The organism is Synechococcus sp. BIOS-U3-1 (assembly GCF_014279975.1).
Classification (GTDB): domain Bacteria; phylum Cyanobacteriota; class Cyanobacteriia; order PCC-6307; family Cyanobiaceae; genus Synechococcus_C.
Window position 1 is genome coordinate 2,272,526 of the sequence record NZ_CP047936.1, and the last position, 22,668, is coordinate 2,295,193.

Genomic DNA, 22,668 nt, shown 5'->3' on the forward strand with positions numbered 1-22,668 from the left:
CGCCAAAATGTCACGAATCCCTCCGGCTGAGGCCCGCGGTTGAGCTTGTCGTCAACTCCCAATGACCCCTTAGCGAACGTGCCCAGCGACCGCCTCTGGTTGAGGTCGGAACTGATGGGTACTCAGGTGATTACTCGCGACAGCGGACGTCGGCTGGGCGTGGTGGGTGAAGTGGTCGTGGACATCGACCGCCGAGAAGTGGTGGCCTTGGGATTACGCGACAACCCGCTCACCAGGTTTCTGCCGGGCCTGCCGCGCTGGATGCCCCTCGACCGCATCCGCCAGGTGGGGGATGTGATTCTGGTCGACTCAGCCGACTCCCTGAGCGAAGGCTTTGCAGCGGATCGCTACAGCCGCATCATCAACTGCCAGGTGATCACGGAATCTGGGCAGCAACTTGGCCGAGTACTGGGCTTCTCGTTCGACATTGAAACCGGTGAACTCACCACCCTGGTCATGGGTGCCTTGGGTGTGCCACTTCTGGGAGAAGGGGTGCTGAGCACCTGGGAGATTCCTGTCGATGAAATCGTCAGCAGCGGTGCTGACCGGATCATCGTTTACGAGGGAGCCGAAGACAAACTTAAACAACTCAACAGTGGCTTCCTCGAAAAGCTGGGTGTGGGAGGAGCCAGCTGGGAGGAGCAAGAGAGGGAGCGCTACCGCCTCAACGTTGTGCCCGTCGAAAACCAGCTCAGTTCTGGGCAGCCAACCGAGACGGCACCACGCCAGCTCGAGGCCTCTCAAGTCGACCGGTTTGAAGCCGAACAACCGGAACTGGAATATGTGGAGTTGGAACAGCCACGGGAACAGGACCTGCGGCGACGCCGCTACCTCGATGAGCTGCCCATGGATGAACCCGAGACCTATCGGGAGCCGGAGCGCTATCCCAGACGCGAACCTCAGCCTGAAGACCGTCGTTACCAGGCTCAGGAACAGGAGGAACGTTTCTACCGGAAAGCCGAGCCCTCCGATTATTCAAACCCACTCAGCGAAAGGGATCCATCCAGCTACGAGGAACGTCCTCGCTACGACGGACGTCCCCGTCCAGCTTCCAGGCGCCCTGTGGAACGCCCCGGTGCGCCGCTGGATGTTGAACCGATGGAGGTTGAACCCATGGATATCGAACCCATGGAGCGTCGACCCCTGGAACTGGAGCCAAAAAGGCGCGAAACCAGAAATAATGACCGACCTGACAGGGGCTCCGCAGAGCCCGTTGAAGATCCCTGGTGAATCAATCAGAGCAGAGCTGTCGCCCAATCAGGAGTCAGCACCATTCTTGAACTGCAGGGAGGCGCTGTTGACGCAGTAGCGCTGTCCGGTAGGGGCCGGTCCATCACTGAACACGTGACCGAGGTGTGAATCGCAGCGTGCACAAATGATTTCTCTGCGCACCATTCCATGGGTGCGATCTTCCTTCGTGACGATGGCTCCAGAGCTAACGCCCTGCCAGAAACTGGGCCACCCGGTACCGGAGTCGAATTTGGTGTCGGAACTAAACAGGGGGACGTCACAGCAGACGCAGTGATAGGTGCCGCTGTCCTTGAGGTTCCAGTAAGCACCAGTGAAGGCTCGTTCTGTACCCCCCTTGCGAGCCACCTGGAACTGCTCAGGAGTTAACTGCTGCTGCCACTCCTCAGGGGAGCGTTCAACGCGATCGCCGCCAGTGGTTGAGGGAGTGGTCATGCACTGATCAGAGTTACGTGTCGAAAGCTAGTCGGAAAGGGCCTTTGGCAGCAGGCTCCTCACCTCTTCAGCCAGAGCAGCCACTGCTCCCGGCTGTCCCCGCAAAGCTCTGAGATCCTCGCGCTGACCCAGAAGCCGCTCAGGCTGCTGCAACCAGCCCAATGCCTCGTCTGCGATCTGCTCGGGTGTGATGGCGCCTACACGCTCAGGCACAACCATCCGACCTGCGGAAATATTCGGCCAAGCCAGCAGACCATGGTTTCTCATCCTCCAGACGCTGAGCAGAAGACCGATTAGTCGCCGCAGTCCAGGCAACCGGGCTAGCAGCCCCATCCAACCGTCCCAGGCCTGCATCACACCAAGATGCTGGGTGGGCACCAGCACGATCATGGGCACTCCCAGAGCTCCCAGTTCAGCCGTATTGGCTCCCACTGTGGTGAGTGCCAGGGAACATTGACTCAGCACTCCATGGGCAGGAGGGTCTTCCTGAAGATGGATGAGTGTGCCGGCCTCGGTCAGCAGTCGCCTCCAGGGCCAGCCATCCCCAGGGGGGAGCACCTTTCTGACCCCGGCCGCATAACCATCAGCGATGCGATTGGAAGAGCCCAGGTAAAAGAGAAAATCCTCAACACTGGTGGTGGGGGCAACGGGCAAAAGAAATCGACAGCCTGGGCGTTGAACCGTTAAGCGGTCGGCGGTTTCGAACAGGAAAGGGACACCCACACTGAGTTTGGCTGGCTTGGATCCCGGCAACAGCGCCACCCACTCCCCTTGAGGCAGAGGATCGCTTGCCCTGGCATGGCTCGATAGATCCGCCATCAGATCACCAACCACCCTGCAACGCGAACGAAAGCGCTTCGGCAACTGTTGCTGAACCTCCGGCGCCATGGCCGCAATGCGGTCATTCCAACGCGGCCAACGGGCCACCCATTCGGCGTAGGTGATGTGTCGATAGCCGAGTCTTGCTGAGAGCAGCACACTCCAGAACTGATCTCCACCGAGAAAGACCACCACTCCTCGAGCGGGCCAGTGGCCGTACCGCGCTGGATGGAGCAACAGAGACCAGAACTGAGCCGCTGGAATGATGCAATCGAACTGCTGCCAGCGACCGGCAGCCTCAGCTTCCTTACCTGTGGCGTTGGGACACGGCACCAGTACCAACCGCAGGTCGAGAGGCGAATGCCTTGCTCTGGGCCTAAGCAACAATTGCCGGTGGAGCTGTTCCGCCAGCGGGCGTACCCAGGTACTCAGCTCGCCGGGTCCGTTGGAAACGAACACCAAGGAGAGCGTTGGATCCGTGGATCGGAACGTCAAACGAAACGGATCGGCTTATGGAAGAAAAATGCGGATAGCGAGACTTGAACTCGCAAGGCCGAAGCCACACGCCCCTCAAGCGTGCGTGTCTACCAATTCCACCACATCCGCGTGGTCGATTTAGCCCCGCGGGCTTCATCGGGGTCTGATCATACCGGCTGGTGTGCCCGTTAATGCCCTCCTGACTCAACCAGCCGGAAACCGATCAACTCCCACGCACGGACACTGATACGATCCGCCCTGGCCTGGACTCTGCGGGATGCCCATCGGCAAGGTGCTGATCGCCAACCGCGGCGAAATTGCTCTCAGAATTCTGAGAAGCTGCCGGGAGATGGGGATCGCCACGGTGGCTGTTTACAGCACCGTGGATCGCAATGCCCTCCACGTCCAGCTGGCAGATGAGGCGGTTTGCGTCGGCGAAGGGCCCAGCAACCGCAGCTATCTGAACGTTCCCAACATTCTTGCGGCAGCCACCTCCAGGGGAGCTGATGCCATTCATCCCGGCTACGGATTTCTGGCTGAAAACGACAAGTTCGCGGAAATGTGCCGCGACCACGGCCTCATCTTTGTTGGACCGTCACCCCACGCGATCCGCTCGATGGGTGATAAATCCACCGCCAAAACCACCATGCAATCGGTGGGTGTTCCCACCGTTCCCGGCAGCGAAGGGCTGCTTTCAGGAACCAAGGAAGCGGCTGAGCTGGCAGCCAGCATGGGTTACCCCGTCATGATCAAAGCCACAGCCGGTGGTGGTGGCCGGGGCATGCGCCTCGTCCAGAGCCCTGACCAACTCGACACCCTCTTCAAGGCAGCACGGGGAGAAGCCGAAGCCGCGTTCGGCAATCCCGGGCTGTACATGGAGAAATTCATCGACCGCCCTCGTCACGTCGAAGTGCAGGTGTTGGCCGATCGCCATGGCAACGTTGTTCATCTTGGTGAACGGGACTGCTCGATTCAGCGTCGCCACCAGAAGCTGCTGGAAGAAGCTCCAAGCCCTGCGCTTGACCCTGAACTGCGTCGACGCATGGGCGAAGCAGCTGTGGCTGCAGCGCGCTGCATCGATTACGAAGGCGCCGGAACGGTCGAGTTCCTGCTGGACCGCAGCGGTGGGTTTTATTTCATGGAGATGAACACGCGCATCCAGGTGGAGCACCCTGTCACTGAAATGGTCACAGGCGTTGACCTGATCACTGAACAACTGCGCATCGCTGGAGGCGAGCCGATCAGCGTCCTTCAGGAAGATATCCAGCTGCGTGGTCATGCGATCGAATGCCGCATCAATGCGGAGGATGCTCGCCACAACTTCCGCCCCGCGCCAGGACGGATCACGGGTTGGCTACCCCCTGGAGGTCCCGGTGTGCGCGTGGACAGTCACGTTTACACCGGTTATGACATCCCACCTTTTTACGACTCCCTGATCGGCAAGCTGATCGTTTGGGGAACGGACCGCACCCATGCGTTGTCACGCATGAAACGCGCCCTCAATGAGTGCGCCGTCACCGGGATCCCCACAACGGTCGATTTTCATCTCGAGATGATCGAGCGGCCGGAATTCATCAACGGCGACGTCCATACAAAATTCGTCGAACAGGAAATGCTTCCCTGAGCTGCACGTGAACGATCGCGGTTCAGGCGATGGATTGGGAACGCATCAGGATCTGTGACAGCACACCCTGCTGACCTACCAACAGCTCACGCATAAGGCTGACCAAGCCAAGCCAGATCACTGGTGTCACATCGACACCGCCAATCGGTGCCACAACACGGCGTGTGAGTGACAGAACAGGCTCCGTAAGCCAGATCATCACAGCCCAGACCCCTGATTTCGAGTCGGCCTTCGGATACCAAGTGAGCACGATCCGCAGCAGAAACATCAGGCTCCATGCGGCCAGCAGCAAACCCAGGATCAGATGCACTGTCGGCAAGATCTGAAGCAGGGTCGGCGTCACAAAGCTCAAAGCAATGAGGTCAGCATCGTAGAAAGTCGCCAACGATCCCTAGGATCGCTCTTGCCTTGAATCCAGGGTTTGGTTCCGGCCCGATCGCTATGACTCCCTCCCTTACTAATTTCCTACTCAGCCTGGTCGCAGGTGCCGTGATCGTTGTGGTGCCTGCTTCCATCGCTCTGTTCCTCTTCAGCCAGACCGACCAGGTGGACCGAAAGCTCTGAAGGGCCTGGCGCGCTTCGTAAACTTGGAGCAACTGTTCCCGGTGTCGTAGAGACCGGCGAACGCATTTCGAGGTCCTAATCGTGGTTAACGCCAGTCTTAATTGGGCCAGCATCGTTGGCATCGTGCTGGCCGTTGGCGGCGCAATGCTGTACTTCATGCGCAGTTTCAAGCCTGCGCTGGCCCGCGATTACGACGTTTTTTTTGCAGCCATCGGCCTGCTTTGTGGCGGAATTCTCTTCTTCCAAGGATGGAGACTCGACCCGATCCTCCAGTTCGGGCAGTTTCTGTTGGCGGGTACAACCGTGTTTTTCGCCTACGAAAGCGTTCGCCTGCGGGGGGTCTCGGCAGAGCAAGCGCGTCGCTCGGCCTACTTCGATGACGAACCGCCCCTCAAGGGACAAGCCCCCGGGATGCGCGGCGGATACGACGACTCCTACGAAAGCTTCGACGAACCTCAGCCGCTGAGACGCCGCTTTGCAGGCCAAGAATTCGACCGTAGTGAAGGCCAAGAGGATGACTTTTACCGCCCTCGCCGAAATTCCAGAGCAGCGATTCCCGAGCAAGCCGCCAGTCGACGACGCGGTCGCCCTGAAGAACCCGCGAGCTGGAGGCAGGGCAGTGAGCAAGATCGCCGCATGGCCCGCTTCGGCAATCGAGACGACGAGCGTCAAGGATCCGGTCCCAGCTTCGGTGACCGCCGCAATCAACGAGACGATCAGCGACGCGGCAGTCGGCCCAGCGCCGCATCTGCCCGAGCGGGAGTCCCTTCAACGACATCCCCTCGTTCATCCGCAGATTCACAGGGTCCGGTGTCCCGCTCTCCTTTTATCAATCGCTCAGCAACGTCAACACCACCAGGAGTTCCCCAGGGAACACCATTCCGCCAGCCTGCTGAAGATGCTGCCTACAGCCCCAGCCGGCGTCAACCAAGCCAAGAGTCGTCAACCACTACCCGTTCCCAAGATCCAGGACGAACCCCTCCCCGCAGCTCGCGGCCACGGGACAACAGCTCTCGCTTCGACGACTGATCCACTTCCCTGCGCTGCTACTGCTGATTGGCCTATTGATGGCCGGGTGTAGCGGCAGAACTCAACGGGCTCCAGGCTCCCTTCTGCCTGAGCAGCAGCAGGAGCCAGCCCTCAGTGGAGACGGCAGCAAGCTGGCTGTGATTGTTGACCAGCGCGGCAGACCCACCGTGCAATTGAAAGACCTTCGTGGAGGCGGACGTTTGCAGCTGCGCCATCTGAACGGTCAACAGCCCCACAGCTCTCCTTCGCTGAGCTGGAATGGTCGTTATCTGGCTGTGATCATTCAGCGCGGTAATCGTCGGCTTGTTCTGATCGAAGATCGAGTCAATGGCCGAGCCCATCCGCTTCGCCTCCCCTCAGGTCGTTACCCCGTTCGCCTGAGCCTTGCACCGGATGGGTGTCAGCTGGCCGTGCAGACAGCCGAACGAGGGCGTTGGCAGGTGGAACTGCTTGATCTAAGCGGCCTACTCGAACCCGATCGAGGCGGCGGACTGCGCCGTTCAAACCCGGCGGAACCTCAGCCATGACACCTCAATGGCCACAATTGACTGCGCTGCTGCTTGGGCTCTGCCTAATCGGCTGTGGTCCATCTGGCCTTCGCCCTGAGCGGGGCATCAGCAGTGCCTTACAACGCAGTTCCGACAGCAGGCGATGGCCGTCCATGGGCAACCGCTGGTTGGCGTCGATCGCCAGTCGAAACGGTCGGGAACGCGTCGAGCTTGTAGATCTACGCAATAGTCAGCCGGTGCCGTTACCTGGAATCAACCAGGCAGATGCGCAGCCGATCAGTGTCAGCGTCAGCGCTGATGGCAATCGCATTGCCCTGGTCCGCAGCCGTGAAGGACGCACGGAACTGATGCTCTATCGCCGTGGTGTTGGACTCCTGCAACGCTTACCCGTGGAACCGGCCGGAGTTCCCAGGGAGGTCAGCCTGGATGGATCAGGACGTCTCCTCGCTGTACAGGTGAGCCGCCAGGGGCGATGGGAGGTGGATCTGATCCGTCTTCCTTGATCAGCATTTGCCGTTCAGGGCACCAGACCAGCCCAGTGCAGGAAAGTGTCGTGGCTCAGCGCCTCCACAAGCAACACCGAAACAAATCCGATCATGGCGAAACGACCATTGACGCGCTCCGCATAGCCGCTCCAGCCGAACGCAGGAACATCACTTGTCGTTGCGGAAGGTGTTTGGTCGGCAAGAGCCTCAGGCGGATTCGCTGAGTCGGTCTCGGAAGTCATCGGGGATCAGACGCGGCCGAATTCATAGCCTGCCGCGGGGAGCAGACGCCATCCTCCCTTGCCATCAAGTTCGAGCACCGTGTCGTGGTACTCACGAAGGGTTGGCCTGTGACCGACACTCACGACCGACATCTCCCTCTCCACCAACAGTTGGTAGAGATAGCGCTCGGTTCCCACATCCAGAGCGCTGGTGGCCTCATCCAGCACAACGACTTTGGGGGCGTTAAGCAACAAACGAGCAAACGCCAACCTTTGCTGCTCGCCCAAAGAAAGCAACCTCGGCCAGTCCTGCTTCACATCAAAAGATGGATAACGATCGAGCACCGACTGAAGCTGGACTTTCTTGAGCACGGCCTGCAGGTGCTCATCGCTGAAGCGATCGCAATCAAGCGGGTAGCAGAGCTGCTCTCGCAGCGATCCCAGGGTCATATATGGACGCTGGGGAATGAACAGCAGATCTCCCACTACCGGGGTGGACACCTGACCGGTAGGGGATGCCCAGAGGCCGCTGATCACCCGCAGCAAAGATGTCTTGCCACAACCGGACGGTCCCACCACAAGCAGGCGCTGACCGCTTGAAATGCTCAGATTCAAATCTTTGGTCAGAAGGCGATCAGCGAAGGGAGTCTTCACCGCAGCGCCTTTGAGCACAATCGAATTGGCTGGGGTGACCTCTGAAAAGAAATCGCGGTATTCCTCGCGATCAACATGAGAAATATTGGATTGGAATCCTTCAAGCCGACCAACGGAAGCGGAGAAACGTGCAAGAGACTCGATGTTGTAAACGATGAAAAACAACGAACCTTCAACCAAGTTGTAAGCGACATTCGCTTGAGCGAAACTTCCGTAATCCATTTCGCCGGCAAGTATGGGCGAAATTAAAATCAGATAGGGTATAAAATTACTCGCGTAAATACCTGATCTCTGCAACATTCGTAGCAAAGATTCCCATATAATCAGGAGATCAAAATTCTTAATAACTGTTCCCAAACGTCGCCTGACCTCTCTCGACTCTTCAGGCTCTCCTGAATAGAAGGCAATCGATTCAGCATTGTTTCGGACATGCACCAAGCCGTATCGGAAATCAGCCTCGTAACGCAATTGACTTGAATTAATAGCCACGAGCTTGCGGCCAGCAAAAATCATCACAGTAGAGATGATTAATGCATATCCCAAGAGAGCTAAAGTGAGCTCGCCGCTTATACTCCAGAGAATTGCAATATTGAGCGAAAAACTCAGGATTGAATCGAAAATATCAAGCGTAAACTTAAGAGCCTCTTTGGTGAAATCTTTGGTGTCATCAGCCATTCGCTGATCGGGATTATCAACATCACCACCCGAACCTTCATTGGGATTCAGAATGTAATAAGCCCGGTCTTTGAGATAGTCAGAAATCAAGCTTTTAGTCAGCCAGTCTCTCCACACCAGACTCAGCTTGGCAGTTAAATAATACTGCAGCGTGCGAATTGGCAGGGCTGCCATGAAGCAGATTCCATAGACCCAAAGATTGCGATAACTGGCTTCTGGATTGCGTTCAATCAGCGCATTAGTTAAATCACGGGCAATAAAGGTGATCCCAGCATTAATTCCGTTAACGGACAGCAGCATCAGGATGATGACACCGAGCATCAGCCAAGGAATCCAGCGTCGCTGCCGCAGACGCGAACGGAAAGTAATGAAACAGCCGAGTCCGAATGCAAACAGTAAAAGAATGAACTGGCCCCAGCAGAGCAAACCAAACCCAAGGCTGTTCATCCAGGGTGAAAGGTCCTGGATCGAGCTTGACCACATCTGATTGAAGGGATCAATCAACCAAGAGAGCGACGCTATGGCAGCAGTCCGACCCATCAATCCCAGCGAATAGAACACGCCTTGGACGTACCAGAACGCCAGGATTCCCAATGCCAAAACAATGCTGGGGAAATACAACCAGGCCTTGACTGGAAACCCTCGACCAACCCGCTCCACAGCAATCACAGCAATCACCGCCGCGGCCGGGAAAATAAGAATGGTGAGCTGCCCCCACGACAGCATCTCGATGATCGGCCGTGTCCAGAGCGATGTGATCGCCCCCTGAACACCGCCTAGATATTGGGCAGTGACCTGAGGCCAGATGGCACCCAGAAAAGCCATCAGGCCAGAAACGAGACCGAGAACCGTTGCAGCAACACAGAACAGCAGAGACAGCAGCAGCAGCGCAAACTGCCAGGCATTGCTCTCGGTGTAAGGCAGAAAATAAGGCTGAGAAAGTCTGCGCAGCCTCGTCAGCTGGGCCCGAAACGACTGCAGGGACGCCATGAAATCAACCACCTCTGTGCATTCTGGCGAGAGGTTGCTTTGGGCGGCTGTTCAGCTTTCAGCTATTGATCAACCGGGAGGCCAATCCAGAGCACGACCACCGATGACATGCACATGCAGATGAAACACCGTCTGACCGGCCTCTGCACCACTGTTGATCACCGTTCGCCAGTCCTCAAGCCCCTCCTGCTTGGCCACCCTGGCTGCCACCAGCAATAGATGTCCCAGCAGACCGGCATGCTCTTCGCCAACGTTCTGAAGGCTCGGGATTGGTTCACGCGGGATCACCAGTACGTGCACAGGAGCCTGGGGAGCGATGTCGCGAAAGGCAAGGCACTGCTCATCGCTGTAGACCTCATCGCAGGGAATCTCACCCCGCAGGATGCGGGCAAAGATTGTGTCCTCGGCCATAGCGCTGGGACTCATGGGGGTGGGGGCAGGTGATGGGACAGGCAGGGCATCAGATCCATGCACCGCTCATCATTCCAATGCTGGCACGCTGCCTGAGTGCATCCCTGCTCGGATTCGACGCCATCCCTGTAACCGTCGAGGTTGATCTCGCTCCAGGATTGCCAGGCCTGCAGCTGGTGGGCTTGCCAGATACCGCCATCCAGGAATCGCGCGAACGCGTGAGGGCCGCGCTACGCAACAGCGGGTTTCGCGGCCCGCTCGTGCGGGTGGTGGTGAACCTGGCACCTGCAGACCTGCGCAAGGAAGGTCCCGCCTTCGACCTCCCTATCGCACTCGCCTTACTGGTGGCGAGTGGACAGCTCGATGCGCCTGTTCTCAGCGGGCTCTGGTGTGCCGGGGAACTGGGACTGGATGGCAGCATCCGACCCTGCCGCGGCATCCTGGCCATCGCCTGCCAGGCCGCGCAGCAAGAGGCCCGAGCCCTTGCCGTATCGGCAGATGATGCAGCCGAGGCCTCCCTGGCATCCGGACTGTTGGTCCACAGCGCCGCAACGCTTAGAGAGCTTGTGGAGCGTCTTCGCAATGGCCAATCTGGAGCGCCTCAACGCTGCAGGCCGTTGGGGGAGGACGCTATTGAGCAGGCCGCTCCAGCAGCTCAAGCAACCAACAGCCTTCTAAGCCTTCCTGGACAGGATCTTGCCCGTCAGGGACTCGCGATCGCTGCTGCCGGCGGCCACCACCTGCTGTTGGTAGGTCCACCTGGATGCGGCAAAACAGTTTTGGCCCATCAGTTGCCATCACTGCTTCCTCCTCTGAACAGGGAGGAAGCCCTGGAAATCACCCGCCTGCATTCGATTGCCGGACTCATCCGTGGGAAAGGGCAGCTCATCCGGCAACGACCCTTTCGAAGCCCACACCACAGCACAACAGCAGCCGCATTGCTTGGAGGGGGTGCCAATCCCCGACCGGGAGAACTCAGCCTCGCCCACGGTGGAGTGCTGTTTCTGGATGAACTCACCGAATTCCCTAGATCGGTGCTCGACCAGCTCCGCCAGCCCCTCGAGGAGGGCGTGATCTCGTTAAACAGGGCAAAAATCAGCTGCCGCTTCCCGACCCGGGTGACCCTGGTCGCGGCCGCCAATCCCTGCGCATGTGGTTGGGCAGGCGATCGTCGCTGCATCTGCAGTGAGCTAAAACGACGGCGTTACTGGGGACGGCTTTCAGGACCGCTGCTCGACCGGCTGGATCTTCAGTTAAAGCTTGAACCAGCAGAGCCCGATAGTTTGCGGCGAAGCATGGCTGAAGAGTCCCATCGACAGGATCCGACATTCAGCGCTGCCACAATCAATTGCGCCAGGGTGCGGATGCGACAGCGCAATCCTGATGGACTGACCAACCGGGAACTCAGCGCAGAGGGCTTACAGCGTCATGGACGATTCAAGGCAGAAACCATCAGCCATTGGGAGGATGTCCTCCGCGCGCGACGTTTGAGCATGCGCAGCGGACTGCGTCTATTGCGGGTCGCCAAAACAGTGGCCGACCTACGCACCAGTGACCAAGTAACCATGGAGCACCTCGCTTCTGCACTTTGTTTCAGAAGCTTCGATGTAGCTGAGCCATGGAGCTGACCAGAGCCCATACAACATCAGGAACAGCCCTTCATCGAGCTGACCTGGGATCATCCCGATAAGGCTGAGGACCGATGGCCGGAGGAATGGTCATCTTCTCCTCTCTGAGATTTCCCATCGCATGGGATAGGGATTCCGCCATCCAGGAGCAGAATGCATTGATTGAGCGACCCATGGTGTTGACTCCTCATCTCTGCCTTTAGTTTCGACAGGACAGAGCAGGAAGCCAACAGGCCGAAATACTGGTTTTCGGAACCTTCCCTAGATCGAAAACTGCATCAAACAGCTGATCGAACGTACAACAACTCAACGAGAGAAGCTGATTCAGCGACGACGACGACGCTGCTGTGCTTTGCGCTTGTACTTCTCGATCGGTGTTTCGTGATGACGCAGACGCTTGAGGTCAGCGAAGATTCCAGCCTTGGAGACCTGACGCTTGAAACGACGCAACGCCGATTCGATACCTTCGTTTTCGCCGACCGTGACCTGAGTCATTCAAAAAGCAAGAGATTTCCAGCGCTCTAACTTAGCAAGTGACCTCAAGGGGCCTTTTCAGTTTCGTCGGTGACAGCCGTCTCAGCTGCACTGCCTGAATCGGACTGCACACCATCGCGATACACGTAGAGATGTCCAAGAGTGCGCTTTCCGTATTGACGGCGCATTAGCCGCCAGCCGGGCTCAAGCTGCAGTTGCACGAAACGGTTGCCGAAGCCTCCTGACCGAGCCACCAAAAAAGTTGGTTCCGATGGATTGCGCGTGGGCACAGCCATCAACTGCACGTCGTTTGATGACTTGATCACTGAGAGGCGATAACGCGTTCCCAGGTCGTCACCGCCGATGCGCAGCGAATAACCATTGCCGTCGATGTAGCGATTACAGATACCCGTGAAATCAAAGGTTGCCAGCAACGGATCAACCACTGCAGGAGCACTGCCACTCACCGAATAGCAGGGGCGGGCACTCGTGCGTTGCTCGTAGATATTCAGCTGGGATCGTTCGCCAGAACCGATCGGAGCCGAGACCAGAACGAACTTGGTTTCATCCACCTCAGCGGTGGTGAACAGGGAGCCCTGAGCACGCACTGAGGACATCAGTCCTGTGACGACAGTGGCACCGAAAACCGAGAGAGCGGCAGCGGCGATCCGGAAACGGGCCATCGAAGCAGAAGAATGTTTCTGGATCGTAAAAGTGCCGAGGCTCTTCGGCTGCCTCGATCAGGCCGGTTTGTTGAGCCGAATCGCAACTAGAAGTGACCCAACCGTGGCTGGGAGTGTCAGCCCGAGGATCCATCGGGTGACGGTGACACCCAGATCAGGATCGCCATAAGCAAGTTCGAACACGCTTCCTGTGGCCGCAATACCGAGCACACACGCAAGGGCCAGGAACAGACCGGAGAGGGGTTTCATCGGCATGGGATCAGGGGATGGAACGCACGTCAGAAGACTGGAAGCCATGGTCCTTCAGCTCTTTGCTGAGCTCACTGGCGTCGGTCACCCGATCGACGAACAGCACACCGGTGAGGTGATCCATTTCATGCTGAATGCAGCGAGCCATCAGGCCATCGGCCTTCATCGTGCGCGGACGACCCATCTCGTCGCGGAAACCGACCTGCACGGCACTGGGTCTCACCACATTGAGATAAACACCAGGAATGCTCAGGCAGCCCTCCTCATAAGTGTCGAGACTTGCACTAGCCGAAACGATCTCAGGATTGATCAGCACTAGTGGCGGAGTGGTGGCATTCTCCGGATCAAGATCAATCACCAGCAGCTGCTGGTGAATTCCAACCTGAGGAGCAGCCAGGCCAATTCCCCGGGCGGTGTACATGCTGCGCAGCATGTCGCGAACTAAATCCCTCACCGACTCATCAACCTTGCCGATTCGCCGAGCATCAACCCGCAAGACCTCATCACCCATAGTGTGGATTTGAAGAGGAGGCGTGTCCAAGACCTTCTTGGGCACTGCCACCGCGGAGCTGGTCTTCTCTGCAGAACGCGCCAACTGGGCGAAGCTCCTAGCCAAGGTCTCAAACTCCGTCCGATCTGTGCTGATCTTAGGCAGTCCCCTCTGAGCATCGGATCGCAGTCATGAGCTGTCCCCAGCCCCTGTCCGCACGCACTGCCCTCGGACGCCAACCGGTGCTGAAAACACCAAAGATTCTGGGCAACTGGGTGCTCTGGCTGGAGCAACGACCTCAGGAGAAAGGACGGACCACGGCACTGATCCGCCCCTGGCGTCAGACCAAAAAAGCGGCGAAAGAACTGACGGCAGCCCCCGCCAACCTGCGCTGCCGCATTCACGAATACGGCGGCGGAGCCATGGCCATGGCCCTGATGGGAGACCAAATGCTGCTGTGCTGGATCGATGACAGCGACGGCTGTCTCTGGCAGCAGACCTGGCGTGGATTGCGCGGTGAGGATTGCGCAGCCCTCACAGCCGAGACACCGCCGATCCGCATCAGCGCACCCGGCGCATGGAGCCTGGGAGGAGGCTTGATTGATCAGGCAAGGCTGCGATGGCTGGGAGTGATGGAGTGCAACGGCCGTGACCATCTGGTGAGCGTTGCCCTGGATCAGAGCGATCAACAACCACAGGTGCTTCACGCAGCCGATGATTTCGTCGGCTATCCGGCACTCAGCGCAGATGGAAGCCAGTTGGCCTGGGTGGAATGGCGCCAGCCCGCCATGCCCTGGGATGCCAGCGAGCTTCGATGCGCCTGCCTCACGTCAGAAGGGCAGCTGACGCAGATGCAGACGCTGGCTGGGAGCCGACCTGATGCGGAGCAAACAATCTCCGTGTTTCAGCCCCTATGGCAACCCGACGGCAGCCTGGTCGTTGCCGAAGACAGCAATGGTTGGTGGAACCTTATGCGGCTCGCCAATCCCACCAGCGGAAAGCAGAACTGGGAACGTCCATGGCCCATGCAGGCGGAAACAGCAATACCCCAGTGGGTGTTTGGCATGAGCACCTGTGCCTGGGATGGCAAGCAACTGGTGGCAGCGATTTGCTCTGAAGGTCGCTGGAAGCTGAAGCAGCTCAAAAACGACGGCACGATCGTCAGCGTGGATCAGCCCTTCGATGATCTGGCCGACCTGGATGCCGACGCAGGACGGGCCGTGGTCATCGCCAGCAACCCCTGTATCGGCCAGGGCCTGTTGGAGCTGGAGTTAGCCACCGGTGATTGGCAGCACACTCCGGCCAGCGAAGCCGCACTTCCGATCAACGCCATCAGCAGCGCCGAACCGTTGTGGTTTAAGGGCGCCGGCGGTCTGCCTACTCACGCCTGGTACTACCCGCCCCTCGGTGGAGCAAGCAGCGATGCCCCCTTGCTCGTGAAAAGCCACAGCGGACCAACCGCCATGGCTCGCCGTGGCCTAAGCCTTGGCATCCAGTTCTGGACAACCCGAGGTTGGGGGGTGGTGGATGTCAATTACGGAGGGTCCTCCGGCTTCGGGCGGGCCTACCGGGAAAGGCTGAACGGCGGCTGGGGGGTGGTGGACGTCCAAGACTGCGCCGCTGCTGCAATGGCACTTGTCGAAGCCGGCCAGGCCCATCCGCAAAAGATCGCCATCGAAGGCGGCAGCGCCGGTGGATTTACCACGCTGGCCTGCCTCTGCTTCACCGATGTATTCCAGGTAGGAGCATGCCGCTATGCCGTCAGCGACCTCACGTCTCTGGCTACGGAGACGCACCGCTTTGAAGCACGCTATCTCGACTCGCTTGTGGGGGCCTGGCCTGAGGATCGAGACCGCTATGAGCAGCGCTCACCGCTTCAGCATGCGCAATCCATTTGCTGCCCAGTGATCTTTTTCCAGGGTCTGCAGGACAAGGTGGTGGTGCCTGAGCAAACCGAACGCATGGCTGCTGCTCTCAGCAGCAAAGGCATTCCTGTCGAGGTGCAGACCTTCTCAGAGGAAGGTCATGGCTTCCGCGACAGTGACGTGAAGGTGCAGGTTCTGGAAGCAACGGAGCGTTTTTTCCGTCATCATCTCGGGCTCTCATCTGCCTGACCGTAATGAAGGCCGCGGAACTGGGCATGCACGGCTTGCATCTGCTGTGCGGAAAGCAACGGAGGCTCCCCCAGCTGCAGAGCCTGCAGATACATGCGCGCCAAGGTCTCCACCTCAACCGCCACCCGCAATGCGGACTCCAGATCCTTCCCCAGCGTCACCATTCCATGCCTGGCCAGCAGGCAGGCAGTGCGTTGGGCCAAAGCATTCACCACGTTGTCGGAGAGCTCTTTCGTACCGAAAGTGGCGTAAGGAGCACAACGGATCTCATCACCGCCTGCCACCGCCACCATGTAGTGAAAGGCAGGGATGCCACGGTCATGGCAGGCCAGTGCGGTGGCATGGATGGGGTGGCAATGAAGGACTGCCATGGCTTCGGGGTGGCAGCTGAGCACATCCGCATGCAGGCGCCATTCAGACGATGGTCGCCGCTGCTTCTGCTTCAGGGGTTGTCCACTGAGGTCCAGTGCCACCAGATCTCCAACCTCCATCTGTTCATAGGGAAGGGAGCTGGGAGTGACCAAAAGTCCTCCCTCAATCCGAACCGAGAGGTTGCCTGAAGTGCCCTGATTGAGACCTGTGCCATTCATGCGGCGTGCCACGGTCACCAGCTGATGACGCAGTGCCTGATCCGCCAAGCGATTAGCCACAGCCATACAAACTCTTCAGCCCCTCCTCACTGGCATCCGCGACACCCCGATCGGTAATCAGCGCAGTGACCAGACGGGCTGGGGTCACGTCAAAGGCAGGGTTGAAGCCAGTACTGCCGTTGGGTGTGAGCTGCACCTGAGCCAGAGTGCCTGCTGCTGGTCCATCGATCAGACGACCCTGAATTGCCGTGACCTCCTGGGGGGAGCGAGCTTCAATCGGGATCTCCGCCACCCCGTCATCCAGGCTCCAGTCGATGGTTGAGGCGGGGAGTGCCACATAAAAAGGCACCGCGTTGTCATAGGCCGCCAGGGCCTTCAAATAGGTCCCAATCTTGTTGCAGACATCTCCACGGCGAGTGGTGCGATCCGTTCCCACAATCACCGCATCCACTTCACCGTTCTGCATCAGGTGACCTCCCGCGTTGTCCACGATCACGGTGTGGGGAACACCTTCTCTACCGAGCTCATAGGCCGTGAGCGATGCACCCTGGTTGCGAGGTCGGGTCTCATCCACCCAGACATGAAGATCAAGACCGGCACGACGGGCCTTGTAAATCGGCGCCAATGCCGTCCCCCAATCAACCGTGGCCAGCCAGCCAGCATTGCAGTGGGTTAACACCTGAAAAGGCTTGCTTTGGCGGGATTCTGGCCTGGCCGCCACGAGACTCTGAATGATCTCCAGGCCGTGATCGCCAATGGCTGAGCACATGGCCACATCCTCATCAGCGATCAAACCGGCTTCTTCACGAGCAGCAGCTGCTCGTTCCAACGGAGGCAGCGGCAGCACATGATCACGCACACGCTCCAGCGCCCAGCGCAAATTCACCGCTGTGGGGCGCGTGGCATTGAGGGCGTCAAATGCTGCCGCCAAGCCTGCATCACTGGCGTCATCCTGCAGAGCCAGCATCAGGCCGTAGGCGCCGGTCACTCCGATCAATGGAGCGCCGCGAACCACCATGTTGCTGATAGCCGCAGCCGCCTGCTCACAGCTTCTGAGGGTGCGAGTTCCGAAACAATGGGGCAACTGGGTCTGATCAATCACCCAGACCGAGCGACCGTCCGCTTCCAGTCCGATGGTGCGCCAGGCCTGGCCGTCAATGTTCATCCGGATCGCTTGATAGACCTCGGCCAATCTGCCTGTCCGCTTCAAAGCACCCCTTCAAGGTGCTCATTTCGTCCAGGCCATGGTCGTGACAAAAGCCATGACCATGGCTCAAGAATTGTCCCGGAAAAATGTGATCACGCCCTGCAGCTCATCGGCGAAGCGATCGATCTCCGCCGTCGTTGTGATGAAGCTGAGACTGGCGCGAGCTGAACCGGTGACTTGATAGTGGCGGTGCAGTGGCTGACAGCAGTGATGTCCACTGCGTATGCAGATCCCGGCAAGATCGAGCATGGCGGCGATGTCGTTCGCATGAACGCCATCCACCAAAAAAGTGGCAAGGGCACCACGACCGGGCTGTTGCTGAGGCGTTGGGCCGAGAATGCGCAGACCATCAATTCCCTGCAGGCGATTGAACAGATGCAGCGTGAGTTCCGCTTCCCAAGCGGCGATGTTCTCAAGACCGATCTGATCGAGATAGTTGAGCGCAGCACCCATACCCACTGCCTCGCCGATGGCGGGAGTGCCGGCCTCGAACTTGTATGGAAGATCTGCCCAGGTGCTGTGATCCAGATAAACGTCCTGAATCATTTCTCCACCACCAAGGAAGGGAGGCATCGAATCCAGCAGAGCTTCTTTCGCCCAGAGGAAACCCATCCCGGTGGGGCCGCAGAGCTTGTGCGATGAACCAACAAGAAAATCAGCTTCCAAAGCGGTCACCGATGTGCGGTGGTGGGCAAGGCTCTGACAGGCATCCACCAACACCAATGCACCGGCTTCATGAGCTGCTGGGATCACCAGCTCCAAAGGATTACAACAACCAAGGGTGTTGCTGATGTGAACAAGGCTGACCAGTCGTGTGCGATCGCTGAGCTTGGCCCGGAAATCATCAAGATCCAGTTCTCCTGTTTCAGTGACCCCGACATGACGCAGAACACAACCGGTTCGCTGAGCGAGTAACTGCCAAGGCACCAGGTTGCTGTGGTGCTCCATCAACGTGAGCAGAATCTCATCCCCTTCACGCAGATTGGCGTTACCCCAACTGCGTGCCACAAGGTTGATGGCCTCTGTGGCATTGCGCGTGAACACGATCTCTTGAGGACCGGCCGCTCCAACAAAGGCGGCGGTGGTGGCTCGTGCCGCCTCAAAATCTTCGGTAGCTCTGGCACTGAGCTGGTGTGCGCCTCGATGCACATTGGCGTTGTCGCAGGCGTAATAAGCCTGAAGCGCTTCCAGAACGACTCGGGGCTTCTGACTGGTGGCGGCGTGATCGAGATAGATCAGAGGGTCGCCCTGGGACGATCGCTGATCGAGAATCGGAAAATCGGCACGGGTGCGTTCCGCTAGCGAAATTCCTGCATCACGAGAGAGTGTGGTCATAGCGATCGAGAGGGGTCAGGAATCGCGCCAGAGGTCATCCAGGGCTCGGCTGATGCAGGCAGACGATCCAGTACATCGCAACAAAAACCCTTTAGAAGCAGGGCAGCCGCCTCATCGGAGGCCACACCACGGCTGCGAAGATAGAAAAGCTCTTCCTGCTGCAGCTGACTGATCGTTGCGCCATGTGCGCACTTCACATCGTCAGCGATGATTTCCAGCTCAGGTTTGGCGTCCACGCGCGCGCGACGGGAGAGAAGCAGGCTGCGGCTGAGCTGTGACGCATCAGTTCGCTGTGCTGCTCTGGGCACCTGGATAGCGCCATTGAAAATGCTGTGGGAATGATCAGCTGCAACAGCTTTTTGCAGCTGGTCCAATTCACCCTCGGGCCCTTCGAAACGCACACTGCTGTGCGTCGCGAATTGTTCGTCAGCCGTTGTGACCGACAAACCGTGAATACCCGAATTGGCCTGACCTTCAAGTTGCAACACACGCGGTTCGAGGCGCCCGAATCGCCAACCCCGACAAACGCTTGTTAACGCGTAGTGGCTGCGCGGCTCCTGTTCGATAGCGAGGTGCGCCATGAGCGACGCTTCGCCATTGCCACTCGCAAGAACACCGTGACCCAAACGGGCGCCAGGCCCGAGATGCACTTCAAGCACATGGCTATGAGCGCTCTGCCGTTCAGAGGATGAGTCTCCTGACGGGAAAACCTGGAGCAACTCCAGCTCCGCATTCGACTCCAGTAGCAACAGCACCCTGGTGGCGGTCAGCCCAACACCGGTGGCGAGCACAAGTTCCAGAGGAGGGACCTTGCCGCAAACGCGCAGCGCCAGGACCTGCCGGCTGTGCGCATGGTTGAACTCAACTGGCCAAGCGTCGGCGCAGCGGCAGTGATCCAGCGTCTGACCGAGATGAAGATCCAGCTCGGTATCCGTAAGTGGGGTCAATCCGTCTGGAAGAGAGACACCGTCTAATGGATCAGTCTGAACCCCCAGCACCAGCCGGGTCACCCCATCTGAAACCGCAGGCATCAAGAGGTCGGGGGCGTCGCTGACCTCGGGCAGCGTGGACAAGACCTCGAGGCGTTTGAGGTCGGTAAGTCGCCAGGCTTCCTGCTTACGGGTGGGTAACCCCAGACGCTGGAGGGCATCTCGTCCTCGTTCCTGAACCGGTGCCAGCACACTGCTCACCATGATCAGGCCACTCCCTCAGCAGCGAGCTGCTGATCAACCCAGTCGTAGCCTGTTTTCTCCAACTCGATAGCCAGATCGCGTCCGCCGGTGCGCAGAATGCGGCCTGCAGCCATCACGTGGACGTAATCAGGCGTGATTTCATCGAGTAATCGCTGGTAATGGGTGATCAAGATCGTGGCGTTCTGCGGTCCAGAGAGCTGATTAACACCGCTGGCCACAATGCGCAGAGCGTCGATATCTAGACCTGAGTCGGTTTCATCAAGGATGGCTACTACCGGTTCCAGCAGGGCCATCTGCAGGATTTCATTGCGCTTCTTCTCTCCACCGGAGAAGCCTTGGTTCACGCTGCGCTCAAGGAATGCAGGATCCATCTGCACCACCTTGAGCTTCTCTTGCACGTGGTCTTCAAAGTCAAAGGTGTCGAGTTCTTCCTGACCCTGCTTTTCGCGCCGCGCATTGGTGGACACACGCAGAAATTCCAGATTACTAACGCCTGGAATCTCAACCGGATACTGGAAGCTCAGAAACACGCCGAGGCGTGCTCGCTCTTCTGCCTCCAGTTCAAAGAGGTCTTCGCCGCGATAACGGACGCTGCCGCTCGTGACCTGATAAGCGGGATGACCGGCCAGAACTTTGGAGAGGGTGCTTTTGCCACTGCCGTTACGACCCATGATCGCGTGGATTTCACCGGCTCTGATCTGGAGATTCACGCCTTTGAGGATGGGCTTGTCCTCTACAGATGCATGCAGATCTTTGATATCGAGAAGAAGCTCAGCGTCGGGGCGAATCACAGTTAGGGAAGAACAGGACAGATGATCGTCGGAAATTGAGCCTGAGAGGCGGGTTCAACCCACGGACCCTTCAAGCTTGAGGGCCAAAAGCTTGTCGGCCTCTGCGGCGAACTCCATCGGCAGTTGATTGAACACATCACGGCAGAACCCGCTCACCATCATCGAGACCGCCTCCTCAAAACCGATGCCGCGGCTCTGTAGATAGAAGAGCTGATCTTCTGAGATGCGGCAGGTACTAGCTTCGTGCTCTACAGCAGATTCAGGCTGCTGTGAGCGGATATAGGGATAGGTGTTGGCGGCAGCTTGATCTCCGATCAGCATCGAGTCGCACTGGCTGTAGTTGCGAGCACCTTTAGCTGCAGGTCCAATCTGCACCAACCCGCGGTAGCTATTGCTGGAATGGCCAGCACTGATGCCCTTACTGACAATGGTGGAACGGGTGCGGGCACCGATATGCACCATTTTTGTACCGGTATCGGCTTGCTGTTTGTTGTTGGTGAGGGCCACTGAATAAAATTCGCCCACAGAATCGGCTCCTTGCAGCAGACAACTGGGATATTTCCAAGTGATCGCCGAACCAGTCTCGACCTGAGTCCAGCTGATGCGGCTTCGAGCGCCACGACACTGGCCACGCTTGGTCACAAAGTTGTAAATGCCGCCGACTCCGTTTTCGTCACCTGCGTACCAGTTCTGAACGGTGGAATATTTGATCGAGGCATCGTCAAGCGTCACAAGCTCAACCACCGCGGCATGGAGCTGATTGGTGTCAAACATCGGAGCAGTACAGCCCTCGAGATAACTAACGGAAGCACCTTCTTCCGCCACAATCAGAGTGCGTTCAAACTGTCCGGTATCTCCTGAATTGATCCGGAAGTAGGTGGAAAGCTCCATTGGACATTCAACACCCTTAGGGATGAAGACGAAGGAACCATCACTGAAAACAGCAGAATTGAGCGCTGCAAAATAATTATCATTACTTGGCACCACTGAACCTAAATAGCGTTCGATCAACTCCGGATGATCTTTAACAGCTTCGGTGAAAGAGCAAAAAACAACACCATGCTCAGCTAATTTCTCTTTGTAAGTAGTTGCTATCGAAACACTGTCAAAAACGGCATCGACAGCAACATTGCTTAAACGTTTTTGCTCGCTTAGGGGGATTCCGAGCTTATCGAAAGTTTCAAGAAGCTTTGGGTCAACTTCATCAAGCGAGCTCTTTTTAATTTGCTGCTTGGGCGCTGCGTAATAAATAATCTCCTGATAATCAATCGGGTCGTAACCCAATTCAGCCCAGTCGGGCTCTTCAAGAGTGAGCCAATGCCGAAAAGCTTTTAGACGGAAACGAAGCAGAAATTCGGGCTCTTCTTTCTTACTGGAGATGAGCCGCACGATCTCTTCACTAAGACCCTTAGAAATCTTCTCTGTTTCGATATCGGTGACAAAACCGTATTTGTACGGCTGGCTGACAAGATCACGCGTGGAGGTAGAGGTCATGGCGCTCAACCTTCGGAGGCGTGAATTGTGTGCTTGGTGAAAATTCGAAGTTTCCCATGGAAAGAGCGACTATTAGCTGTTGACTCGATCTCAACAAAATTAAGGGCAGCTGCAGGGCTCTCCCAGCTCGTTTCTCGATTGCTGACAGGGGCAGCAGACATGGCGGCGAACATTTGCAAGAGTGTCGTAGCCAGGGAGATACGAAACAAAATGGTTTCGTATTTGGAGCCTAGAGCACGGATCCATTACCCGACCATGTGACCATTGTGACGGACATCG

General features: G+C 57.9%; 25 protein-coding genes and 1 tRNA gene. 8 read left to right on the forward strand and 18 right to left on the reverse strand.

From position 1 onward, the window contains the following. The first annotated feature begins 39 nt into the window (after window positions 1–39). On the forward strand, window positions 40–1,230 hold the full coding sequence (locus SynBIOSU31_RS12490; RefSeq protein WP_186490509.1) for a PRC-barrel domain-containing protein: 1,191 nt from the start codon (window positions 40–42) through the stop codon (window positions 1,228–1,230). Window positions 1,231–1,257: 27 nt separating this feature from the next. On the opposite strand, the gene msrB is transcribed toward SynBIOSU31_RS12490, so the two are convergent. From msrB to SynBIOSU31_RS12505, 3 genes are all read right to left on the reverse strand, one after another. Further along, window positions 1,258–1,683, reverse strand: a complete 426-nt coding sequence (gene msrB, locus SynBIOSU31_RS12495; protein WP_186490511.1) for a peptide-methionine (R)-S-oxide reductase MsrB — start codon at window positions 1,681–1,683, stop codon at window positions 1,258–1,260. A gap of 27 nt (window positions 1,684–1,710) precedes the next feature. Then, window positions 1,711–2,997, reverse strand: coding sequence for a glycosyl transferase (locus SynBIOSU31_RS12500; protein ID WP_186490513.1), 1,287 nt, complete (start codon window positions 2,995–2,997; stop codon window positions 1,711–1,713). 29 nt (window positions 2,998–3,026) lie between these two features. Beyond that, window positions 3,027–3,108 (reverse strand) — tRNA-Leu (locus SynBIOSU31_RS12505). Window positions 3,109–3,256: 148 nt separating this feature from the next. On the opposite strand from SynBIOSU31_RS12505, the gene accC reads away from it, so the two are divergent. Further along, window positions 3,257–4,603: an acetyl-CoA carboxylase biotin carboxylase subunit gene (accC, locus tag SynBIOSU31_RS12510; RefSeq protein ID WP_186490515.1), complete on the forward strand. Its 1,347-nt coding sequence runs from the start codon at window positions 3,257–3,259 to the stop codon at window positions 4,601–4,603. Between the two features lie 22 nt (window positions 4,604–4,625). Here the strand turns inward: accC and SynBIOSU31_RS12515 are convergent, their stop codons facing one another. Further along, window positions 4,626–4,955: a YggT family protein gene (locus tag SynBIOSU31_RS12515; RefSeq protein WP_186493052.1), complete on the reverse strand. Its 330-nt coding sequence runs from the start codon at window positions 4,953–4,955 to the stop codon at window positions 4,626–4,628. A gap of 89 nt (window positions 4,956–5,044) precedes the next feature. Here SynBIOSU31_RS12515 and psbX point away from each other — a divergent pair, with 89 nt between their 5' ends. From psbX to SynBIOSU31_RS12535, 4 genes are all read left to right on the forward strand, one after another. Next, a complete protein-coding gene (gene psbX / locus SynBIOSU31_RS12520; protein WP_066910860.1) occupies window positions 5,045–5,167 on the forward strand; it encodes a photosystem II reaction center X protein in 123 nt (40 codons plus the stop codon). Between the two features lie 81 nt (window positions 5,168–5,248). Further along, a complete protein-coding gene (locus tag SynBIOSU31_RS12525) occupies window positions 5,249–6,196 on the forward strand; it encodes a Ycf66 family protein (RefSeq protein ID WP_186490520.1) in 948 nt (315 codons plus the stop codon). Window positions 6,197–6,234: 38 nt separating this feature from the next. Continuing rightward, complete coding sequence (locus SynBIOSU31_RS12530) at window positions 6,235–6,723, forward strand: TolB family protein (RefSeq protein WP_186490521.1); 489 nt, start codon at window positions 6,235–6,237, stop codon at window positions 6,721–6,723. Continuing rightward, window positions 6,720–7,208, forward strand: a complete 489-nt coding sequence (locus tag SynBIOSU31_RS12535; RefSeq protein ID WP_186490522.1) for a TolB family protein — start codon at window positions 6,720–6,722, stop codon at window positions 7,206–7,208. The genes SynBIOSU31_RS12530 and SynBIOSU31_RS12535 overlap by 4 nt, the downstream gene beginning before the upstream one ends. A gap of 14 nt (window positions 7,209–7,222) precedes the next feature. Here the strand turns inward: SynBIOSU31_RS12535 and SynBIOSU31_RS12540 are convergent, their stop codons facing one another. The 3 genes from SynBIOSU31_RS12540 to SynBIOSU31_RS12550 form a co-directional block, all read right to left on the reverse strand. Beyond that, window positions 7,223–7,432 carry a chlorophyll a/b-binding protein gene (locus tag SynBIOSU31_RS12540; protein WP_186490523.1) on the reverse strand — a complete coding sequence of 70 codons (210 nt, stop codon included), beginning with the start codon at window positions 7,430–7,432 and terminating at the stop codon, window positions 7,223–7,225. 6 nt (window positions 7,433–7,438) lie between these two features. After that, the gene (locus tag SynBIOSU31_RS12545) at window positions 7,439–9,730 is read right to left on the reverse strand and encodes an ABC transporter ATP-binding protein/permease (protein WP_255477239.1); all 2,292 of its coding nucleotides are present in this window, start codon (window positions 9,728–9,730) and stop codon (window positions 7,439–7,441) included. A 69-nt stretch (window positions 9,731–9,799) separates the two neighbouring features. After that, entirely contained in the window at window positions 9,800–10,141 is a 342-nt protein-coding gene (locus tag SynBIOSU31_RS12550) for a histidine triad nucleotide-binding protein (RefSeq protein WP_186493056.1), read from the reverse strand. A gap of 77 nt (window positions 10,142–10,218) precedes the next feature. Here SynBIOSU31_RS12550 and SynBIOSU31_RS12555 point away from each other — a divergent pair, with 77 nt between their 5' ends. Further along, window positions 10,219–11,769 (forward strand): YifB family Mg chelatase-like AAA ATPase, encoded by a 1,551-nt coding sequence (locus tag SynBIOSU31_RS12555; protein ID WP_186493055.1) that lies wholly within the window; start codon window positions 10,219–10,221, stop codon window positions 11,767–11,769. A gap of 31 nt (window positions 11,770–11,800) precedes the next feature. On the opposite strand, the gene SynBIOSU31_RS12560 is transcribed toward SynBIOSU31_RS12555, so the two are convergent. The 5 genes from SynBIOSU31_RS12560 to def form a co-directional block, all read right to left on the reverse strand. Further along, entirely contained in the window at window positions 11,801–11,944 is a 144-nt protein-coding gene (locus SynBIOSU31_RS12560; RefSeq protein ID WP_186490524.1) for a hypothetical protein, read from the reverse strand. Window positions 11,945–12,093: 149 nt separating this feature from the next. Beyond that, window positions 12,094–12,264 (reverse strand): 30S ribosomal protein S21, encoded by a 171-nt coding sequence (rpsU, locus tag SynBIOSU31_RS12565; protein ID WP_006043142.1) that lies wholly within the window; start codon window positions 12,262–12,264, stop codon window positions 12,094–12,096. Between the two features lie 44 nt (window positions 12,265–12,308). Beyond that, complete coding sequence (locus SynBIOSU31_RS12570; protein WP_186490526.1) at window positions 12,309–12,926, reverse strand: DUF3747 domain-containing protein; 618 nt, start codon at window positions 12,924–12,926, stop codon at window positions 12,309–12,311. 57 nt (window positions 12,927–12,983) lie between these two features. Next, window positions 12,984–13,181 carry a hypothetical protein gene (locus SynBIOSU31_RS12575; protein WP_186490528.1) on the reverse strand — a complete coding sequence of 66 codons (198 nt, stop codon included), beginning with the start codon at window positions 13,179–13,181 and terminating at the stop codon, window positions 12,984–12,986. Between the two features lie 4 nt (window positions 13,182–13,185). Next, window positions 13,186–13,791 (reverse strand): peptide deformylase, encoded by a 606-nt coding sequence (def, locus tag SynBIOSU31_RS12580; protein ID WP_186490530.1) that lies wholly within the window; start codon window positions 13,789–13,791, stop codon window positions 13,186–13,188. 65 nt (window positions 13,792–13,856) lie between these two features. Between def and SynBIOSU31_RS12585 the strand changes: the two genes are divergently transcribed. Further along, the gene (locus SynBIOSU31_RS12585) at window positions 13,857–15,779 is read left to right on the forward strand and encodes a S9 family peptidase (protein WP_186490532.1); all 1,923 of its coding nucleotides are present in this window, start codon (window positions 13,857–13,859) and stop codon (window positions 15,777–15,779) included. On the opposite strand, the gene SynBIOSU31_RS12590 is transcribed toward SynBIOSU31_RS12585, so the two are convergent. The 6 genes from SynBIOSU31_RS12590 to sufB form a co-directional block, all read right to left on the reverse strand. Further along, window positions 15,755–16,435 (reverse strand): class II aldolase/adducin family protein, encoded by a 681-nt coding sequence (locus tag SynBIOSU31_RS12590; RefSeq protein WP_255477240.1) that lies wholly within the window; start codon window positions 16,433–16,435, stop codon window positions 15,755–15,757. The two genes, SynBIOSU31_RS12585 and SynBIOSU31_RS12590, sit on opposite strands and share 25 nt — an antisense overlap. Further along, window positions 16,422–17,534, reverse strand: coding sequence for an S-methyl-5-thioribose-1-phosphate isomerase (mtnA, locus tag SynBIOSU31_RS12595; RefSeq protein WP_186490533.1), 1,113 nt, complete (start codon window positions 17,532–17,534; stop codon window positions 16,422–16,424). The genes SynBIOSU31_RS12590 and mtnA overlap by 14 nt, the downstream gene beginning before the upstream one ends. A 108-nt stretch (window positions 17,535–17,642) precedes the next feature. Beyond that, the gene (locus tag SynBIOSU31_RS12600) at window positions 17,643–18,911 is read right to left on the reverse strand and encodes a SufS family cysteine desulfurase (protein ID WP_186490534.1); all 1,269 of its coding nucleotides are present in this window, start codon (window positions 18,909–18,911) and stop codon (window positions 17,643–17,645) included. Next, complete coding sequence (locus SynBIOSU31_RS12605; protein WP_186490535.1) at window positions 18,908–20,104, reverse strand: SufD family Fe-S cluster assembly protein; 1,197 nt, start codon at window positions 20,102–20,104, stop codon at window positions 18,908–18,910. Before SynBIOSU31_RS12605 ends, SynBIOSU31_RS12600 begins: the two co-directional genes overlap by 4 nt. Before the next feature lie 2 nt (window positions 20,105–20,106). Continuing rightward, a complete protein-coding gene (gene sufC, locus SynBIOSU31_RS12610) occupies window positions 20,107–20,895 on the reverse strand; it encodes a Fe-S cluster assembly ATPase SufC (RefSeq protein ID WP_186490536.1) in 789 nt (262 codons plus the stop codon). A 54-nt stretch (window positions 20,896–20,949) separates the two neighbouring features. After that, entirely contained in the window at window positions 20,950–22,389 is a 1,440-nt protein-coding gene (gene sufB, locus SynBIOSU31_RS12615; RefSeq protein ID WP_186490537.1) for a Fe-S cluster assembly protein SufB, read from the reverse strand. Window positions 22,390–22,668: the final 279 nt, after the last annotated feature.

Coding starts and splice junctions, on each gene's coding strand:
- SynBIOSU31_RS12605 (WP_186490535.1), bottom strand. CDS start 20,104: ATGGTGAGCAGTGTGCTGGCACCGGTTCAGGAACGAGGACGAGATGCC.
- SynBIOSU31_RS12540 (WP_186490523.1), bottom strand. CDS start 7,432: ATGACTTCCGAGACCGACTCAGCGAATCCGCCTGAGGCTCTTGCCGAC.
- mtnA (WP_186490533.1), bottom strand. CDS start 17,534: ATGAACATTGACGGCCAGGCCTGGCGCACCATCGGACTGGAAGCGGAC.
- SynBIOSU31_RS12555 (WP_186493055.1), top strand. CDS start 10,219: ATGCTGGCACGCTGCCTGAGTGCATCCCTGCTCGGATTCGACGCCATC.
- SynBIOSU31_RS12535 (WP_186490522.1), top strand. CDS start 6,720: ATGACACCTCAATGGCCACAATTGACTGCGCTGCTGCTTGGGCTCTGC.
- sufB (WP_186490537.1), bottom strand. CDS start 22,389: ATGACCTCTACCTCCACGCGTGATCTTGTCAGCCAGCCGTACAAATAC.
- SynBIOSU31_RS12590 (WP_255477240.1), bottom strand. CDS start 16,435: ATGGCTGTGGCTAATCGCTTGGCGGATCAGGCACTGCGTCATCAGCTG.
- SynBIOSU31_RS12575 (WP_186490528.1), bottom strand. CDS start 13,181: ATGCCGATGAAACCCCTCTCCGGTCTGTTCCTGGCCCTTGCGTGTGTG.
- SynBIOSU31_RS12550 (WP_186493056.1), bottom strand. CDS start 10,141: ATGGCCGAGGACACAATCTTTGCCCGCATCCTGCGGGGTGAGATTCCC.
- rpsU (WP_006043142.1), bottom strand. CDS start 12,264: ATGACTCAGGTCACGGTCGGCGAAAACGAAGGTATCGAATCGGCGTTG.
- accC (WP_186490515.1), top strand. CDS start 3,257: ATGCCCATCGGCAAGGTGCTGATCGCCAACCGCGGCGAAATTGCTCTC.
- SynBIOSU31_RS12585 (WP_186490532.1), top strand. CDS start 13,857: ATGAGCTGTCCCCAGCCCCTGTCCGCACGCACTGCCCTCGGACGCCAA.
- SynBIOSU31_RS12570 (WP_186490526.1), bottom strand. CDS start 12,926: ATGGCCCGTTTCCGGATCGCCGCTGCCGCTCTCTCGGTTTTCGGTGCC.
- psbX (WP_066910860.1), top strand. CDS start 5,045: ATGACTCCCTCCCTTACTAATTTCCTACTCAGCCTGGTCGCAGGTGCC.
- SynBIOSU31_RS12560 (WP_186490524.1), bottom strand. CDS start 11,944: ATGGGTCGCTCAATCAATGCATTCTGCTCCTGGATGGCGGAATCCCTA.
- SynBIOSU31_RS12600 (WP_186490534.1), bottom strand. CDS start 18,911: ATGACCACACTCTCTCGTGATGCAGGAATTTCGCTAGCGGAACGCACC.
- msrB (WP_186490511.1), bottom strand. CDS start 1,683: ATGACCACTCCCTCAACCACTGGCGGCGATCGCGTTGAACGCTCCCCT.
- SynBIOSU31_RS12545 (WP_255477239.1), bottom strand. CDS start 9,730: ATGGCGTCCCTGCAGTCGTTTCGGGCCCAGCTGACGAGGCTGCGCAGA.
- SynBIOSU31_RS12530 (WP_186490521.1), top strand. CDS start 6,235: ATGGCCGGGTGTAGCGGCAGAACTCAACGGGCTCCAGGCTCCCTTCTG.